This window comes from Pseudomonas turukhanskensis, assembly GCF_027922365.1.
In the GTDB taxonomy this organism is placed as follows: Bacteria; Pseudomonadota; Gammaproteobacteria; order Pseudomonadales; family Pseudomonadaceae; genus Aquipseudomonas; species Aquipseudomonas turukhanskensis.
The window spans coordinates 103559-120233 of sequence record NZ_BSFN01000003.1; the positions used below are offsets into that span (position 1 = coordinate 103559).

The 16675-nt window shown below is 58.8% G+C and carries 24 protein-coding genes; 23 read left to right on the forward strand and 1 reads right to left on the reverse strand.

Features of this window, described 5'->3' with window-relative positions:
- Positions 1-46: 46 nt before the first annotated feature.
- From PKE98_RS06860 to PKE98_RS06880, 5 genes are all read left to right on the forward strand, one after another.
- A complete protein-coding gene (locus PKE98_RS06860) occupies positions 47-334 on the forward strand; it encodes a hypothetical protein (protein ID WP_271194528.1) in 288 nt (95 codons plus the stop codon).
- On the forward strand, positions 331-720 hold the full coding sequence (locus PKE98_RS06865; protein ID WP_271194529.1) for an antiterminator Q family protein: 390 nt from the start codon (positions 331-333) through the stop codon (positions 718-720). The genes PKE98_RS06860 and PKE98_RS06865 overlap by 4 nt, the downstream gene beginning before the upstream one ends.
- A 153-nt stretch (positions 721-873) precedes the next feature.
- Positions 874-1227 carry a hypothetical protein gene (locus tag PKE98_RS06870; RefSeq protein ID WP_271194530.1) on the forward strand — a complete coding sequence of 118 codons (354 nt, stop codon included), beginning with the start codon at positions 874-876 and terminating at the stop codon, positions 1225-1227.
- Between the two features lie 89 nt (positions 1228-1316).
- Positions 1317-1553: a DUF4224 domain-containing protein gene (locus PKE98_RS06875; RefSeq protein ID WP_271194531.1), complete on the forward strand. Its 237-nt coding sequence runs from the start codon at positions 1317-1319 to the stop codon at positions 1551-1553.
- Between the two features lie 65 nt (positions 1554-1618).
- Positions 1619-1852, forward strand: a complete 234-nt coding sequence (locus PKE98_RS06880; RefSeq protein ID WP_271194532.1) for a hypothetical protein — start codon at positions 1619-1621, stop codon at positions 1850-1852.
- 73 nt (positions 1853-1925) lie between these two features.
- Here the strand turns inward: PKE98_RS06880 and PKE98_RS06885 are convergent, their stop codons facing one another.
- Entirely contained in the window at positions 1926-2336 is a 411-nt protein-coding gene (locus tag PKE98_RS06885; protein WP_271194533.1) for a hypothetical protein, read from the reverse strand.
- Positions 2337-2487: 151 nt separating this feature from the next.
- On the opposite strand from PKE98_RS06885, the gene PKE98_RS06890 reads away from it, so the two are divergent.
- The 18 genes from PKE98_RS06890 (at position 2488) to PKE98_RS06975 (ending at position 16674) form a co-directional block, all read left to right on the forward strand.
- The gene (locus tag PKE98_RS06890) at positions 2488-2805 is read left to right on the forward strand and encodes a hypothetical protein (protein ID WP_271194534.1); all 318 of its coding nucleotides are present in this window, start codon (positions 2488-2490) and stop codon (positions 2803-2805) included.
- A complete protein-coding gene (locus PKE98_RS06895; protein ID WP_271194535.1) occupies positions 2802-3026 on the forward strand; it encodes a DUF7940 domain-containing protein in 225 nt (74 codons plus the stop codon). The genes PKE98_RS06890 and PKE98_RS06895 overlap by 4 nt, the downstream gene beginning before the upstream one ends.
- A complete protein-coding gene (locus tag PKE98_RS06900; protein ID WP_271194536.1) occupies positions 3026-3421 on the forward strand; it encodes an HNH endonuclease in 396 nt (131 codons plus the stop codon). Before PKE98_RS06895 ends, PKE98_RS06900 begins: the two co-directional genes overlap by 1 nt.
- Positions 3422-3597: 176 nt before the next feature.
- A complete protein-coding gene (locus PKE98_RS06905; protein WP_271194537.1) occupies positions 3598-3945 on the forward strand; it encodes a hypothetical protein in 348 nt (115 codons plus the stop codon).
- A gap of 5 nt (positions 3946-3950) precedes the next feature.
- On the forward strand, positions 3951-5708 hold the full coding sequence (locus PKE98_RS06910; protein ID WP_271194538.1) for a terminase large subunit: 1758 nt from the start codon (positions 3951-3953) through the stop codon (positions 5706-5708).
- Complete coding sequence (locus PKE98_RS06915) at positions 5708-6976, forward strand: phage portal protein (RefSeq protein ID WP_271194539.1); 1269 nt, start codon at positions 5708-5710, stop codon at positions 6974-6976. Before PKE98_RS06910 ends, PKE98_RS06915 begins: the two co-directional genes overlap by 1 nt.
- A 17-nt stretch (positions 6977-6993) precedes the next feature.
- A complete protein-coding gene (locus PKE98_RS06920; RefSeq protein ID WP_271194540.1) occupies positions 6994-7659 on the forward strand; it encodes an HK97 family phage prohead protease in 666 nt (221 codons plus the stop codon).
- Between the two features lie 2 nt (positions 7660-7661).
- Entirely contained in the window at positions 7662-8816 is a 1155-nt protein-coding gene (locus tag PKE98_RS06925) for a phage major capsid protein (protein ID WP_271194541.1), read from the forward strand.
- Between the two features lie 52 nt (positions 8817-8868).
- Positions 8869-9051, forward strand: a complete 183-nt coding sequence (locus tag PKE98_RS06930; protein WP_271194542.1) for a hypothetical protein — start codon at positions 8869-8871, stop codon at positions 9049-9051.
- Positions 9048-9377, forward strand: a complete 330-nt coding sequence (locus tag PKE98_RS06935) for a head-tail connector protein (protein WP_271194543.1) — start codon at positions 9048-9050, stop codon at positions 9375-9377. Before PKE98_RS06930 ends, PKE98_RS06935 begins: the two co-directional genes overlap by 4 nt.
- Complete coding sequence (locus PKE98_RS06940; protein WP_271194544.1) at positions 9377-9931, forward strand: head-tail adaptor protein; 555 nt, start codon at positions 9377-9379, stop codon at positions 9929-9931. The genes PKE98_RS06935 and PKE98_RS06940 overlap by 1 nt, the downstream gene beginning before the upstream one ends.
- Positions 9907-10491: a hypothetical protein gene (locus PKE98_RS06945; RefSeq protein ID WP_271194545.1), complete on the forward strand. Its 585-nt coding sequence runs from the start codon at positions 9907-9909 to the stop codon at positions 10489-10491. Before PKE98_RS06940 ends, PKE98_RS06945 begins: the two co-directional genes overlap by 25 nt.
- A 2-nt stretch (positions 10492-10493) precedes the next feature.
- Positions 10494-10940, forward strand: a complete 447-nt coding sequence (locus PKE98_RS06950; protein WP_271194546.1) for a hypothetical protein — start codon at positions 10494-10496, stop codon at positions 10938-10940.
- A gap of 31 nt (positions 10941-10971) precedes the next feature.
- Positions 10972-11769, forward strand: a complete 798-nt coding sequence (locus tag PKE98_RS06955) for a hypothetical protein (RefSeq protein ID WP_271194547.1) — start codon at positions 10972-10974, stop codon at positions 11767-11769.
- A 54-nt stretch (positions 11770-11823) separates the two neighbouring features.
- A complete protein-coding gene (locus tag PKE98_RS06960) occupies positions 11824-12186 on the forward strand; it encodes a hypothetical protein (RefSeq protein WP_271194548.1) in 363 nt (120 codons plus the stop codon).
- Between the two features lie 175 nt (positions 12187-12361).
- Positions 12362-14428, forward strand: a complete 2067-nt coding sequence (locus PKE98_RS06965) for a hypothetical protein (protein WP_271194549.1) — start codon at positions 12362-12364, stop codon at positions 14426-14428.
- Between the two features lie 48 nt (positions 14429-14476).
- Positions 14477-14974, forward strand: a complete 498-nt coding sequence (locus tag PKE98_RS06970) for a hypothetical protein (RefSeq protein WP_271194550.1) — start codon at positions 14477-14479, stop codon at positions 14972-14974.
- Positions 14974-16674 carry a hypothetical protein gene (locus PKE98_RS06975; protein ID WP_271194551.1) on the forward strand — a complete coding sequence of 567 codons (1701 nt, stop codon included), beginning with the start codon at positions 14974-14976 and terminating at the stop codon, positions 16672-16674. The genes PKE98_RS06970 and PKE98_RS06975 overlap by 1 nt, the downstream gene beginning before the upstream one ends.
- Position 16675: the final 1 nt, after the last annotated feature.

Below are 16675 nucleotides of genomic sequence, written 5' to 3' on the forward strand. Positions count from 1 at the left end.
ATAACCAAATCCGTCGTCGCCGTTGACCATTGCTGGGAGTATTCAAATGACTAGACCAACCGCTATTAGCACCGCCAAAACGCTGAGCGACGTTGAGCGCCAATTCTTGAAGATCGCTGCTGAGGAGCTGGCCAAAGTCAAAATGGGCGGGCCGATAGCGCTGTCTTGCTTGGTGGAAATCATTGCCTCCTGGCATGGCCATCGACACGCGATCTCCTTCGAGGATTACGCCCAGCGCTGGCTGCTGGAGGGCAACGCAAAAAACAAAGTGGCTGATCGGTTGTTGCGTGACCTGTTTGGCTTAGGTGACCCAGACCCGAGGAGAGCGGCATGAAGAAGCGAACGTACATCGGCAAGCCGCTAGGTGATACGGAGTGGTTGCTGGAGCAGTGGGGCTACTGGCGCATGGATGGAATGGGGGTTCCTCGGTATGTGTCGCCAACCTACGCGTTGATTAGAGACAACGTTTCGTGCCAGGGCGGCATCCGCGAGTACTCGGTTACAGACGACATCGCGCTGGTGCTGGATGGAGCTGTCGCCCGGCTCTGCAAGCGGGATCCACAGATGGGTAACTTCATCTGGCTGTACTTCGGGGCCAAGTGGCCAGCGCTGCGTATCGCTAGGGAAAACAGCATAGGGGAGGCGAAAGCGAGGGAGGTGATCAAGGCAGGCGTTGCCTGGGTTGATTGCGCTATCGAAGACGTTCGCGCCGCAGCGTGAAAAAGTCTTTCCACGCGGATAAACACCTGTTTTCATAGCACCGTGTTTAGCCGTTCCCGAGCAACACATGAAGCCCTGGCCAACGCCGGGGCTTTTTTAGTTCAGCCTACGACTCGTGTACGATCGTGTCTGGTTTCCCTATGAGATACGTGCATGGCCGCGGTAGTACAGCGTTTAAAGCAAACGAAAAATCATACAGCGGGCGCCTCCGTCCAGCCGGTCTCGTTTGAGTTTGAAGTTTTCGAAGGTCTCGTCAGCTACGGCTTATTCAAGTCTGAGTTGGACGCGGGGTATGCAGCCGATGCGATTAATCGCCGGATCGCCCAGGTGAAGTTTTGGAAAAAGACTGATGAAGCCATCGAGATGCTAAACGGTCTAAAGCTTGCAGCTTTGGTGTATCACGAAGAGCTTGCCGAAGATCTGAAGGGTTATTTTGAAGAACAGCGCAAGGCGCGTGAGGCTCGGTGGGCCGCTGAGGCCGACAACGCTTCGAAGCTTGAATCTTAAATTAGAGCCCTGGCGAAGCCCGGGGCTTTTGTTGTCCTGGCTTCAAGCGGATGTTAGACGCTTCTTTCTCTGGAGTGTCGAGGTGCCGCATGGAAAATCTATCCGAACTCCTTAGTGACGAAGACCTAATAGCGCTCACGGGCTACCGACTCCCGTCCCGCCAAATTGAATGGCTCACGAGCAATGGCTGGAAGTACTTCGTGACCGGAGCGAATCGGCCGATCGTTGGCCGCATCTACGCACGTTTGAAGCTCGCCGGCGTGAAGCCAACCGCATCGCATGTCGTATCGGAGCCATGGACGCTGGACCTGAGCAAGGTTAAGTAGACATCTGGCTCTTGCCAATGCAGCTGTTTTGGATGGATCTTGGGTCTCCACAAAGGAGCTGCCCAATGGATCAAACGACAACAGTTTTGTTAAACGATCTGGCTGAAAAGGTTTTCGAGCAGTACCACCAACATCACCGGGGAGAGGCCTCGATAGAGTTGGCCGACCCAAGCGAAGAGCGGAAGAAATTGGCTAGTGATCATTTGGTCGCCCTAGTCCAAAGTCGTTATCCGCTAGTTGAGCCGCATGTGGGGTTCACCACACCCAACAAGCTCACTCTGATGCTGTATCCCGCTTAACTTTTCCAGTGAGTGAGTATTAAGCCCAGGCCAAGTGTCTGGGCTTTTTCGTTTCTGGGACTATTGGAACTGGTTACTTTAAGTCTGAGCTGATCAGCGCATCGTTAAGCCGCACCTGTCCACGGCCGGTGGGTAACACCCCAAGATACTGCACGACTGTCCGGGTTATTTGAGCGCACGCGGCCTCTGCTGGTTGGGTCGGCGCAAAGAAGAAGCCGGTGCCAGGGTCTGTGAACCGCAATGGCACGCCTCTCCACTGACCTACAACGCTCCCGTTTTGATCGCGAGCTAAGACTTGGTAGCTCAAGCCATCCCATGCGACGGCGGACTTGTTGTAGAAATTGATTTTCACCATACATACGCCGCTTTCGTTGTCGCCTAGGCGTTCCAAAACCACGCCGGCAATTGGCTTAGGCGGTGGTGTGGAGCAACCGGTGAGTGCAACGGTGAGTGCGCTAAAAAGCAAGAAGCTGAGACGTTTCATTCCTATTCCGTTAGGCCAGTTCAGGGCTGGTGAACGTAGCACTAATTTCGGTGTGAACCAAAGCAGTGGCTTTTTAGAGGTCGTGCATCCAGCGCACACGCCTGCGCTCCCCTGTGCCTTCGACCGGGCCTTTTTTTTCGAGAGCTTTCCTATGCCAGACCAACCCGACCACGGCCGGAATGTCTACGAGCGCGTCGGCGCTCTCGAACAAGACATGGCTGTACATCGCCACCGGCTCGCAAAGATCGACCAGGACCACGGCTCGTCGCCGCACCGTCTGACCAAGCTCGAGCAGCAGTTTGAGTTCCAGACCAAACAGCTGCAGGCCATTGGTGAGACCCAGGCTCTGATGGTTGGCAAGGTCGATAAGCTCGGCCGCTCTATCGCCTACGGGCTCGGTGCTGCTGCGGTCATCCTTGCGCTGTTCGACAAGGCCTGGCCGTTTCTGGTGAAGGGGTTTGGCGCATGAAGCTGGTCCCCATCTGGAAGCGCGCGTGGAAGCTGTCGAGCCTCCAGCTCGCCGCCCTGATTGCTGCCTTGAACGCGGCCGCCTATGGCTGGGTCTCGTTCAACGGTTACATCCCGCCCTTAGTGTGGGCTTCTGTGAACATGGGCCTGGGCATTGCTGCTGCTGTTGCGCGGGTGGTGCAGCAACCTTCAGTGACTGGCGGCCAGGACGAGCAGCCCTGATGCCGTCCCGCCCAGGGCGCATATGCACCGAGCTGGGGTGTGGCAAGGCCACGGCCGCCGCCTCTCACTACTGCCCGACACACAAGGCGGTGGTGGATGCCCGCCGCGCCGAGCGTATGAAAGGCGTGCACAGGCAGTACAACCAGAAGCGCGACGAATCCGATGCTTTCTACAAGACAGAGAAGTGGCGCAAGTTCAGCCTCTACTATCGGCGCCTGCATCCACTCTGCCGCGAGTGTGAAGCCCACGGTCGCACTACAGCGTCTGCCCTGGTAGACCACATCAAGGCGTACAAGACCAACCCGGAGCTTGCATTCGACTGGACCAACGTCCGTGCGCTGTGCAAGCCATGCCACAACCAGGTGGGCGAGCGCGTGGGTCTGTCTGCTTCCTGAAGGGGGTGGGGGGAGGGGTAAAAGCCCCTACAAAACCATTGCCCGAACGACGGGGGGAGCCAAATTTTCGCGCCGTCAAAATTCTGATTTGAAAATTGAGGTTTTAAAAAATGGGACGGAAGGCGACACCTCCCGCCCTCAAGGTCCTGGCTGGTACGAGTCGCCCTGATCGCGAGGTGCCGGACGTACCCGAGTTCGATCTGATCGATGATTTCCCCAGCCCACCCCAACACCTGAATGTCGACGGCGCCGAAATGTGGAACAACCTCGGCCCGCAGCTCGTCGCCGCCCGCGTACTCCAAGTGGTCGACCTCTATTCGCTGGAGCAACTTTGCTTCGCCTGGCAGTGCTTCCGGAAAAAGGCCAAGGCCGACATGGAAGCGACCGCGGCCGAGCTGACCGCGCTCAAGGCGCTGTTCTCCGAGTTCGGAATGACACCGGCAAGCCGCCGAAAGGTTTCATCGGGCGGCGACAAAGCCCCCACAAACAAGTTCTCCGGCAACGGGAGACCCACGAAGGCCTGAAGTAAATGGCGAATGACCGCGACTATGTACAGATCGCGATCGACTACGCCAAAGGGGCCATCGCTGATAAGCGCCGGAAGAAGCACGGCAAGCTAATTCGTCAGGCGGCCCGCCGATTTCTGGACGACCTGAAGCGGGCGAAGAAACGAAATAGCCCGTTCATCTTCGACACCTGGCACGCCAACGACCCTTGCGACTTCATCGAGAAGTTGCCTCACGTTGAGGGTAAGTGGGCGAAGCCTGAAATCGAGATGCACCCGTCGCACATTTTTTTCGTTGTGCAGCTCTTCGGGTTTCGCAAGCGCGACGGCGAAGAGATTGAAGGGTGGGGCTATTTTCGGCCGCGGCGTTACAGTTCAGCGCTGTTCGCGGTGGCCCGGAAGAACGCCAAGTCCACCTTGTCGTCGGGCATCCTGCTGTACTGCGAGTGCTGCGAGCCGGAAGAGGGCGCCCAGGTCATCAGCGCCGCCACTACGTTTCCGCAGGCATCGATCATCTTCAACACCGCCAAGCGGATGGTGGAGAAGACCGCCGAGCTGCGGGAGGCTTTCGGCCTTGAGGTTTGGGCTAAGGCAATCAGCAGGGCTGAGACCGGCGCGACGTTCAAGCCGATCCATGCGAAGGCCAGCACCCAGGATGGTCTGAACCCTTCGCATGTGGGGCTGGATGAAATCCACGCCCACAAGAACGCCGACCTGCTGAACGTTCTGACCTCTGCTGCTGGCGCCCGGGCAAACCCGTTGTGGCTGTACACCACCACCGAGGGCTACACGAACCCAGGGCCTTGGGCTGAAATTCGGATGTTCGCCAAAAAGCTGTTGGCGGGCGTTTTCGGCACCACAGCCGACCACTTCCTGGTGGTGTTCTACGCCGTAGACGAAGAAGACAAGACCGAAGGCATCAAGGCCGACGAAGAGTTTGATGAGCGGGTCTGGATCAAAGCCAACCCGCTGATGGACGTAAACCCGCACCTGCTGGCGGCCATCCGCAAGGAGGCTGTAGAAGCCAAGCAGATGCCGTCGAAGCTGGCCGAGTTCCGTATCAAGCGGCTCAACCGGCCGGCATCCACCGCCAGCGGTTGGATCGATCTTACCAAGTGGAACAAGTGCGGCGGGGCGGTCGATCTGGCCTGGCTGGAGGGCTATCCCTGCTGGGGTGGCATGGACCTGGCGTCCACCACCGACCTTTGCTCGTTCCGCCTGGTTTGGGATGTGGATGGAGTTCTGTACACCCACGCCTGGCGCTGGGCACCGGAAAGCGCCGTGGCATTCCGTACAGAGCGCGGGACAGTTCCATACGCGGGCTGGGTGGCAGAAGGACTGCTGATCCAAACGCCGGGGGATGTCACCGACTACCGAGAAATCGAGCGGGTCATTCTCGAACAGCACGAACGCTTCAACATCCAGCAGCTTGCCTACGACAAGTGGAACGCCATGGAAGTGGCCATCCGTCTGGCTGAGGCGGGGGTGCCGATGCTGGAATTTATCCAGGGGCCGAAAAGCTACCACCCGGCCATGCAGGCTCTGGAGGTGGCGTACATCTCCGGCGCGCTTGCCCACGGCGGCGACCCAATCCTGAACTGGTGTGCCTCCAACCTGGTGGCCAGGCGGGACGACAACTTGAACATGGCGCCAGACAAGAAAAAATCCGCCGACAAGATTGATGACATGGCCGCCCTGCTTATGGCGGTGGCCTGTGCCCGGCTTGCGGTGGGGTCGGAACCTGACGTCGATGAATTCCTAAATCAAATGCTGAGTGCGTAATGGCCGATACCGACTACACGATTGACCTGCGCACGCGCAGTCCATTCTGGGCGCGGATGGCCTCCTTTTTCGTGGGTGGGCGGCTCGCCACCCCGGAGAAGGGGTCTCAGCTTGGGCAGACCTCCGCCGGCGGCACGGTCGGTGACTCAACGCTGACCGATGAACGCTCGCTGCAAATCTCCACCGTGTGGGCTTGTGTGCGACTGATCGCTACCGTCACCGCTGTTTTGCCGCTGGATATCTACGAAACCAAGGACGGTAACCGGACGAAGGTTGACCTTACCAATCCTCTGGCGCGCCTGCTGTGTTACGCGCCGAACATGTTCATGACTGCGCAGGAATTTCGTGAGGCTATGACCATGCAGCTCTGTCTGTACGGGAACGCCTACGCACTGATCGAGCGCAATTCGTTGGGCGACCCGATTTCCCTTCTGCCGCTAATGACCGTGAACATGGATGTGCGGTTGGAAAACAAGCGCGTGGTGTACCGGTACCGTCGCGATACCGAGTACGCCGACTTCAAGCCGGCTGAGATTTTCCACTTGAAGGGCTTCGGCTTTAACGGCCTGGTTGGCCTCTCGCCGATCGCGTTCGCCTCCCGGTCGGCAGTTGTCGCGGTCGCAATGGAAGACCAGCAGCGCGACTTCTACGCCAACGGCGCCAAGGCCCCGCAGATCCTGATGACTGGCGACAAGGTGCTGAGCAAAGAACAGCGCGTCCAGCTTGAGGACAACCTGAAGGAAATCAGCGGCGGCCCGGTGCGTAAGCGGCTTTGGATTCTTGAGGCCAACTTCACGGCCCAGCCGATCGGCGTCAGCCCGCAGGACGCGGAGACCATGTCGGCCCGCAAATTTCAGGTCAGCGAACTGGCGCGGTTCTTCGGCGTACCACCGCACCTGGTTGGCGACGTCGAGAAGACCACCAGCTGGGGCTCGGGCATTGAGCAGCAGAACCTCGGTTTCCTCCAATACACCCTGGCCCCTTACCTGGGGCGCTGGGAGCAATCGATATGGCGCTGGCTGGTGAAGCCTGCCGAGATTGAGCGCTACCACGCCGAGCACAATCTTGAAGGCTTGCTGCGTGGCGACTCCGCCGCGCGTGCCGCCTTCCTGAAAGTGATGATTGAGTGCGGACTACTCACCACCAACGAGGCCCGCCGCCTGGACAACCGGCCGCCGCTGCCTGGTGGCGAAGTCGCCACCAGGCAATCTCAAAACGTTCCCCTTACTCAACTTGGCCAAACGAACCCCGCACCCAGCGGGGTTTAGTTTTTCTGGAGGCACGCATGCCAAATATTTGCAAAACGCTCGCCTTCGAACAGGCCGAAATCAAGTTCGCCAGCTCAGGAGCGAGCACGTTTGAAGGCTATGCCTCCGTGTTCGGCGTCATTGATGGCGACGGCGACATCATGCTGCCAGGCGCATTTTCAAAGGTGCTTGGCAGCCAAAGCCGCCAGGTCTCAATGCACTTCAACCACCGCACTTGGGAAATCCCGGTGGGTAAGTGGTTGCAGATCGAGGAAGACAGCAAGGGCCTGCTGGTTCATAGCGAACTCACGCCTGGCCATGCCGGCGCTGCTGACCTGTTGGCGGCAATGAAGCACCAAACGGTGGGCGGGCTTTCGGTTGGCTTCGGCGCCACGAAAGACGACTACGACCGCATCGCAACCGGCCGTTCGTTCAAGAGCGTTTCCCGCCTGAGCGAAATCAGCATTTGCACCAACCCCGCCAACGAGCTCGCGACGATCGCGTCGATGAAGAGCCTCGAGGGCGTTACCACCATTCGTGACGCGGAGCACTGGCTGCGAGACGCCGCCGGTTTCTCCAAGACCGAAGCGCAGGCTTTTATCGCCTGCATCAAGTCCGCAGTTCGGAGCGATTCCGAAAGCGGCGACGACATCGCCGCGCTGGTCGCGAGCATCAGTAGCTTTCCCTCCAAACTGAGGACGTAAATATGGAACTGGCCCAAATCCAGAAGGCAATTGAAGAAGCTCAAAAGAACATGGAATCCCTGTTCGCTGAGCAAAAAAAGGAAATCACCGAAACTGGCGCCGTCAGCAAAAAGCTGCAGGACGACCTGAAAACTGTCAGCGATGAGCTGAAAAGCGCCGGGACTCGCCTGTTCGACCTGGAACAAAAGCTGACCGATGGTGCCCCGGACAAGGAGAACAAAAAATCCTTCGCCGAACGAACCGCAGAAGAGCTAACGAAGTCGTGGGACGGTACGCGCAGCAAGGTCGAAGTGAAGACCTTCAACAAAGTGTTGGGCAGCGGCGCTTCTTCGGCCGGCGGGCTGGTGGAAGTGCAGCGCAATCCGGGCATCCTGATGCCTGGCCTGCGTCGCCTGACCATACGCGATCTGCTTGCGCAGGGTCGAATCTCCAGCAACGCCCTGGAATACGTCCGCGAAAACGTGTTCACCAACGGTGCTGCACCGGTAGCAGAGGGCGCGCTGAAGCCTGAAGCTAACCTGACGTTCACCAAAGAAACCGCCAACGTCAAAACCATCGCGCATTGGATCCAGGCTTCGCGCCAGATCATGGAAGATGCGCCCATGCTCGAGTCCTACGTCAACAACCGTTTGATGTACGGCCTGGCGTTGGTCGAAGAAGGTCAGTTGCTCAACGGCAGCGGTACCGGTGACAACCTGCAAGGGCTGAACGTTGTGGCTTCGGCCTATGACACCACCCTAAACGCCACCGGTGATACCAAGGCTGACCAGATCGCCCACGCGATCTTCCAGACCAGCGAGTCTGAGTTTGAGGCCTCCGGCATCATCCTCAACCCGCGCGACTGGCACGCCATTGCGCTGCTGAAGGATGCCGACGGCCGCTACATTTTTGGTGGTCCCGCCGCCTTTGCTGCCCGCGTTATGTGGGGTATGCCGGTGGTGGCCACCAAGGCGCAAACCCAGGGCACCTTCACCGTGGGTGGCTTCGATCTGGCGTCCCAGATCTGGGATCGCATGGACGCGACCGTGGAAATCAGCCGTGACGATCGCGACAACTTCGTCAAAAACATGCTGACCATCTTGTGCGAAGAGCGCCTGGCGCTGGCGCACTACCGTCCAACCGCAATCATCAAGGGCACCTTCACCGCTCAGGCGTAAGGGTTGACCGATTGCCAATGAGGGCAGGGCCGGCAACGGCCCTGTTTAACGCATGAAACAGATCAAAGCGCTGCGCCAGTTCTCGCACTTCCACCTGGGTACGGTGGACGAGGGCGAGGTAAAAAACGTGTCCGACGATATCGCCGAAGCACTGATCGGCATGGAGTTGGCTGAAGAGGTGGATGCCGAGCCGGCTGAACCCGAGAAACCCTCCAAGGAAAAAGCGAAAAAATGACCATTGATGTTGCCACCCTGGTGCCGATCGAGCGCATGCGCGAGCACCTGCGCCTGGAATCGGACGATGCAAGCCAGGATGGCACCATCCTTCTTTATGCAAAGGCGGCGCTGGGATACTGCCTTTGGTACTGCGACGAGCCCCGGTGGCTGACGGCCGGGGACGTTCCTGATCAGGTAGAGAGCGCGATGCTCCTGGTCCTGACAGACTTCTTTGAGCACCGCTCCAGCCAGAGCGAAATCCAGCTATACAAGAACCCAATGGCCGAAGCGCTATTGTTCAGCTGCCGGAACTGGTCGGGCACCGTCCCGGCAGAGGTGGAGTAATGGAGGTCGGGCGCCTGAACAAGCGAGCTACGATCCTGGCACTTACCCCTGACCTTGCGACAATTGAGCTGGGCGGGGTATGGCTCGCGATCGCGAGCAAGGACGCTGCTGATCTTGCCCCGCAGGTTGGCGTGCGTAGCCTGGCACGAGTTGATATCCGGGCTCGGTACAGCGACCGCTTGCAGCAGGGGCGATACCTGAAACACGGCAACCGCCTGTTCCACCTAACCAGTGTCCGCGACCCCACCGGCACGAAGGCCGAGCTGCGCTGTTCGGCGGATGAATTTGTGGGGGAGGCCGCGATCTACAAGCCAGAAGGTGTGCCGCCGCGCCCATGCCGCGTGAACCTCGCCTTCGACGCGCCATACCGCGACGAGTACGGGAAGGTTGTTGAATACCGAACCAAAGCGGAAGTAGTTCTGATCGAAACCGGCCGCGTTCAGGCGGATGAGCAGCTTATTGTCGGCACCACCACTTACAACGTTCTGGGCTACGCAGATGAGACCGATGACGGCATTGTGAGGGGGCTATGGCTGCAACCAATGGAGGGGTGAGGATCGGCGTCACCGCTCTTGGCACTGAGTCTGCTCGCCGGCAATTGGCTAGCCTGGGTAAGAGCATTGACCCTGTACTGCGTGGCACGCTGGATACCACAGTCGGCAACGTGAGGAAAACTAAGTACACGCCGGAAATCGCGAAGATGTTTAAAAGCCGGGGCTGGGTTAACAAGCGCCTGATCATCAAGCGTGTGAATGCAAAGAAAGGCCGGTTTGATGCGCGGTTGATCCCTAGCTCCGCCGGCGTTTATGTGAATGAGTACCGAAAGTGGGGGTATCAGCTGGTTACCCCGACTCGTGCTCGAATTCTGGTTGGCAGTTTCAAAGGGCACAAGGTGGCTGCGGGCTTTGTGAACCCTGCGAGCTTGGGGCGCCAGCCGTGGTCGACCAGGTCGGGCAAGAAATCGCGACAGTCGAAAGAGCTGGTTGCGGCAATGGCGCCGTCTGTTGCGTTTTACTTCAAGCGCCTGACCAACTCCGCAACCCTCACGTACACCAACCGATTCATGTCTGCTGAGTTTCAGCGCCGGTACCGACGCGAGCTTCTGAAAGGTTAACCATGCCCACACCAACGAAGGCCACTAAGGTCGGCGCAAGCCTGCGCGCTTGCCTGGAAACGATCACCCAGCAGAACGGTTACCAGACCCAGCTCGCCGCTGTTTACGGGCCGGCTGACAAGGTGCGCGAAAAGCCACCGACCCCATATGCGCTGGTTCGCCCGTCCGCCGACAACCGCACCGGTGCGGCAATGCAGCAGGCAACAAGGGTTCGCATGTTCGAAATCGAAGTGGTGTTCTCCAAGGCGGTCGAGGATCCCGAAGCGGCTCTTGATGCCGTGCACGTCGACATCCTCCGGGCATTGGGCTTCGGCCGCGACAACGACCGGAAGTTTGCCGGGCTGATCGAAGACGACGACGAAGCAACCTTCCGCTACGCCGCTGAAAACGAAACCACCCACAGCATCACCATAAGCGTCGGCGTGCTCTACGTCGAAAGCTACAACTGACCACCCACCGGCCACGGGCCAGGAGCAAACCATGCAATACACCCAACTCTTCCGTGGCAATACGCTTGTGGCGCCATATCCGACCAATGTGTTCCAGGAGCTGTTCAAACTCCAAAACTCTTCTGCAGAGCCGGAGACCACCGAAATCACCATCGCCGACCCGACTCGCCTGGGCCTGCCTGAGCTGGATGGTGTGACTTCCACTTCGGCAATCAACATCACCGGTGAGGCTGTTAACTTCAGCCCGGCCGCCGCGGCAATCTTGATGTTCGGTTCGGTGGAGCGCGTGCCTTCTGGCACTGTGGTCGCCGAAGAGCAGGACGCATACGTCGACCGTACTATCGCCCTGGCGCACATGCCGTTGGTAATCACCAGCGTCAAAGCTGCGGACGCCGATGTTGGTGATCCTGCCTACGTTCGCAACGTCGATTACGCCGTCACTCCAGGCGGCATCAAAGTTCTGTTGGGCGGGCAGTTGGCCGACGACATCAACGCAGAAGCGGCGCCGGTTGGCGGGGGCCTGAAGCGCCTCGCTTTGAAAATCGCGTACACCTATCCCACCGTGGATGTGATCAAGCCCTTCATTACCGGGCGTAAGTTCTACCGGATCATGTTCGAGCAGGTGAACGAAGCTGGCGATGGCGAGAAGCGGCGCATTCGCTGCTTCTATGCGCGCATCAGCCTGAACGGTGGCTTGCCGCTGAACCAGGCAGCGGAGTTCGGTGTGATTCCCGTGAGCATTCGCTTGCTGGCCGACCCTAGCATCGTAGATACGGCGGAAGCGGCCATCTGGCAATTTGAAGTTCAGAACACTGACGAGGCCGCGTAAGGCCCAATCCACTAGAAAGCCCGCTTCGGCGGGCTTTTGCTTTTCGGGGTTTACATGTCCGAGCATCAAATTCTGTTCCCACAAAGCCCAGTCGTGATGGTTGGCCGTCGAGCCGTTGAGGTTCGCCCGGTACAACTGCGGCATTTCGAAATTTTCGCGGCGGCTGCGGCGGGTCTGATCGCGCTACTCGCCGACTCTTCTACCGGGAAAATCTTGGCCTATGCCAAGAACACCGCAGCACTGACCGCAATCATCGGTGCGTGTACCACGCTTCCAGTCTGGCGCGCTCGCCGACTACCGGCGGCCGTGGTCGTGCAACTGATGGTCGTTGTAGTTAAGGAAAATTCCGATTTTTTCAATCAGGCCCTGCAGGTGATGGCAAGCCATATACCTGGTTCGAGTCAATCCAACGACTGATCAGCAACGGCCACCATTGGGCCGATGTGCAGGGCTACACCCTCCCGCAGTTGCGGGCGTTTCTTTCCGGTGTCGACAGTGTTGAACGATCCCAGGCCCGCATGCGGCTTGTGACCGCGCGCGCCGCCAAGGCCAACAAGAGAGACTTTGATCGGCTACTCCGAGGGCTATCGTAATGGCGGGCGGCAAGGTAACAACCCAACTTGTCATCGAGGGCAAGAACAACGCTGCGAAGGCTTTCAAAGAGGCCGACGGCCAGCTGAACAAGCTCAGCGCTGGCGCGAAGGAGGCGGGTGCTGTGTTGGCCGGGGCACTGTCCGTCGGGGCGTTTGCTGTCTACATCAAAAGCGCCATCGACGCAGCGGACAAAACCGACGAATTGGCCGAGCGCGCCGGCGTCCTGAATAGCCAATTTGCGGGACTGCAGTACGCCGCCAAGTTCGCCAGCATGGACGGTGAAGCCCTGGCCGCTACCCTGGGAAAGCTGAACCAGAACGCTGCCAAGGCGGCGAATGGATCGAAAGCTCAAGCAGCGGCGTTTGCGAAGGTAGGCGTCTCGGTTCGCGGTGCTAACGGGGATATCAAAAGCGCCGATGTTCTGTTGTTGGAACTCGCTGACAAGTTTGCCCAGTTGCCTGACGGGGCTGAAAAATCGGCATTGGCTGTTGAGCTCTTCGGCAAGTCTGGCGCGAAACTCCTGCCTCTTCTCAACCGTGGCGGGAGCGGTATTCAGGAGCTAATCAACCAGGCCAAGGACCTCGGTTTAGTTCTTTCGGACGAGGCATACAAGGCAGCTGGAAATTTCAACGATCAGCTGGATGTGCTGGGCTCAGTTTCCGAAGGTGTAGGGCAGAAAATGGCGGCGGATTTGCTCCCGTCTCTCAACGTCATCACCGGCCTGATGCTCGATGTTTCAAAAAATACGAACCTGGCCACCACGTCTTCCACATTCTTTGGCGGCGCTCTCAAGGGGCTCGCTGCGGCCGGGATTATTTTTGGCGCCGTGATGGATGCGGCCGGCACCTACCTGGGGGCTCTTTTGGCGGCGCTGGTCACGGCCGGGAAGGGCAATTTGACCGGTGCTTTCGATATCCTAGAACAGCATTCGGCAGATGCCAGCAAAGGCATCAGCGATGCCGTAGACCGGATTGGAAAGGTTTTTAACGGAGAGTATGAGCAGGCCGGTCAGCAGGCTGCCGAGGTCTCAGAAAACATCCGCAGAAGCTTCGATTCTGTGGCCACCGGCATGGGCGCTACCGTAGAGCTGGCCGAGATAAAGGCAAAAGAGTTGAAGGGGGTCCAGGATCAGGTAGTAAAGGACTCCCAAGGCACCTTAAATCGGCTCGTGGACGCCCAGCGCAAAGCAAAGTCGGCGCTGGAAAAGGTGCAGTCTCAACAGCTTGAAAGCGAGAAGCGCTTCAGGGAGGCACGCCAGGACCTCAACAGGAGTGAAGACGGTGTCGCCAGCTATGGCGAAGCGGAAGCACTTAAAGTCAATGCGAGGAACGCTGTTAGCGCGGGAGACGCGGACGCCGCGCGAGAAAGCGTGATCCAGGCGCTTGCGGTGCTGAAGGAGCTAAAGGCCGCTGGCGAAAGTACGTATGGGTTCGAGGGTTTCATTAACGACCTCAATGCGATCGATGAAGCGGCCCAAGCGATCGATCTTAAAAATGCAAAAACAGGCATGGCTGATGCCACGAGCGAGCTAGAAGCCTTCCAGCGCAAGCTCGATGCAGTGAAAGATACGAAGATCACGATCAACCTGAAGCCTGAAGAAATCGCCAAACTTGAAAGCGATATCCAGGCGCTGGCTCAGCGCCTCGGCAATACGCTTACGATCACCGCCACTATTACGCCGATCGTGGCAACACCCGAAATGACGGCCGTAGGGCTTGAGCAACCGCAGATCACCTATCCCGGCTATGCCAGCGGCACCGACAGCGCCACGCCTGGTTTGCATTGGGTTGGCGAGAACGGCCCTGAGTTAATGCGCTTTAGAGGGGGTGAGCAGGTATTGCCGGCCGATGCGTCACGCAACCTTGCCACCAATATGGCCGGGCTGCTCAGTGGTGACGTTCTGGGTGGTAGTGCTGCCAGTGATGCCCTGAATTCCGCTAACAGCGATCTGCCGCACCTTGGCCAGTTGGACCTCAACATTGGCGGGGATAGCCACACGGTCTATGTTCCCAAGAAAACTGCCAGCGCTCTGCGTACAGCCAAGCGAAAGCTCGGCCGCAACTAAGCCAATCCTGCCCGCCACGTGCGGGCTTTTTGTTTGTGGAGCCCCTGAATGGCAATCCTGATCACGCTCGGCGGTGTACCGCTTGTTTGGCACGCCGGCGCGCCTGAGTTGGATGATGACGTGCTCGATGCGTCCACGCTGCTGCGCATGAGCGACGGCCGTGGCGTAAACATGCATCGTTATCAGAAGGTGACCGGCACGATTGCCGGTCAAGGACTGATGCCACCAGGTCTGGACGGACTGGATTTCACTCAACCTTTGGAGCTGCGCACCACTCAGGTTTCTAATGTGGTCGCCGAGGGCCGTGTTTTTACGCCCAAGACCACGCCCCGTCCCGATGTGGCGCCATGGGCGTTTGCTTTGATAGATGGACAGTGGATAAAAACGGCCTGTGTCTTTGCTGACGGCGTGATCACTGTCGCGGATCGCGCCGACGCCGAGCTTTACCAGGCCTGCTGGATGCCTGTGTATTCGGTGTTCGCCAAGCGGCCGGCGAAGTCTCAATCCACCACACACAGCTGGTCCATTCCCTGGGAAGAAGCCTGATGCTGCTCAACGGATCGACGCTGAACAGCGTCACCTTAAACGGCAACCGCATTGAGCATACAGAGGGCGAGCCCGAGTATGTGGTGGCCGGGATCTCGTATGCCTGGGGCGTAATCCTCAACGTGTCCGGCACTGACGTCGCAGCCCACTTGGTCGGCAGTATGTCAGTTGATCGGGAAGAGGGCGCCGCGGGGTTGGCCGACTTTGATCTGTTCATTGAGGAAGGGGTGTCGGTTGTGCCGACTGATTGGCGCAACAAACCGGTCACCATCGACTTCACTTGTACCGATCAGGCCGGGATGACGAAGTCGGAGCGACTGTTCACCGGTGTGATCACCGGCCCCGCTTGGAGCGCGAGCGAGCGCATTCTTAGTTGTGAATGCGGGGATCAACTACAGCAGAGGGTCGAGGGAATGCCTCTGGCGGCCATCGATACCCTGGCGGGAGGCGTATGGTCAGCGGACCTTTACGAGCCCGTGGATGGCCGGAGCCGCTGGGATTACATTCAGGAGCGGCTGGCGACCGTAGCCGGATCGCTAGATTGCGCGGCCGATGGCAGCCTGCGCGTTACCAGCTGGTTTGCGGGTGCGCCGCAGATTGTATTCGGGTACGGCACCACGCTGGATCAAACGGTTGAGTTTGATGCCGCGCAACTGAGCAACGTTACCAACCGTGTAGAGGTGGAGTTCAGCTTTCGGTACAGCCGCCTTTGGCAGCTCAATCAGCATTACACCTGGTTGGTGCCCGCTGGCAGCTTCTGCGCCTGGCGCGTTGACTCGCACGAATTGCCCACCAAGGACATGATCGAGGATGCCGCTACCGATGGCGGCCAGACCATGATTAACGGCACGTTTGTGTATCTCCCACCCTCGGCACCCGACCCTTGCGGTACTGGTTCACCCTGGATCAACACGTACCCGGACCTGTTGACCGGGGCCGGTTGGACCGGGGCGCGGCGGTGGGCGCAGGCCGTAACGGAAACCTACACCATGGTGTTCGCCACCCCAGAGGGTGAGGTAGAAGCGACGCAGATTATCAAGCGTGATAGCGGTTCCTTGGAGATCGAGTCGGACAGTATTGAGGCCTGGACATCGGACCCCATCACTGGGGGAGTCTCTGGCTACTCGGATGTGCTCGATGAGTCCCGTAGGGACTTGGCGTTGCGGGTGAAAATGCTCTCAGCCCGAACGCAGATCATCGCCGCGAATCGCGATAACGGAATGAGCTGGCAGGTTCCGACTCCGATGGCGCTCGGCACCGACCTCACCTCTACGCTGCAGTTGGACGACCAGCGCACCAAAGGTCTAGGAAAGTGCCGTCGAATCGTGCACGACCTGGACTTCGAAGCCGGCACGGCCATTACCACGATCAGCATCGCAATCATGCGTGGCGGTGGATCAAGTGATGCCCTGACGGCGCCGCCTCGCCTGGGCGTTGCTCATGTTGATCCGGGCGAGAAGGCAACTGATGTTTTGCCCTCGCAAATCGGCGGCCGAAGCGATAGCCCGCCTTATGACGAAGACCGTGACGGCTTCTCCGGTAACTACGACTACATCGACAACGACGTGGGCCAAGAGGAGTACCCGCGCCGAATCACAGCCACCGCCCCGGAAATCCCCGCGGCGTTGCGCGATGAGTTGGCGTTGACCTCCGAAAGCCTATATCGCGTCGGCATACCGAATAATCAGTTGGAGCTTTGAT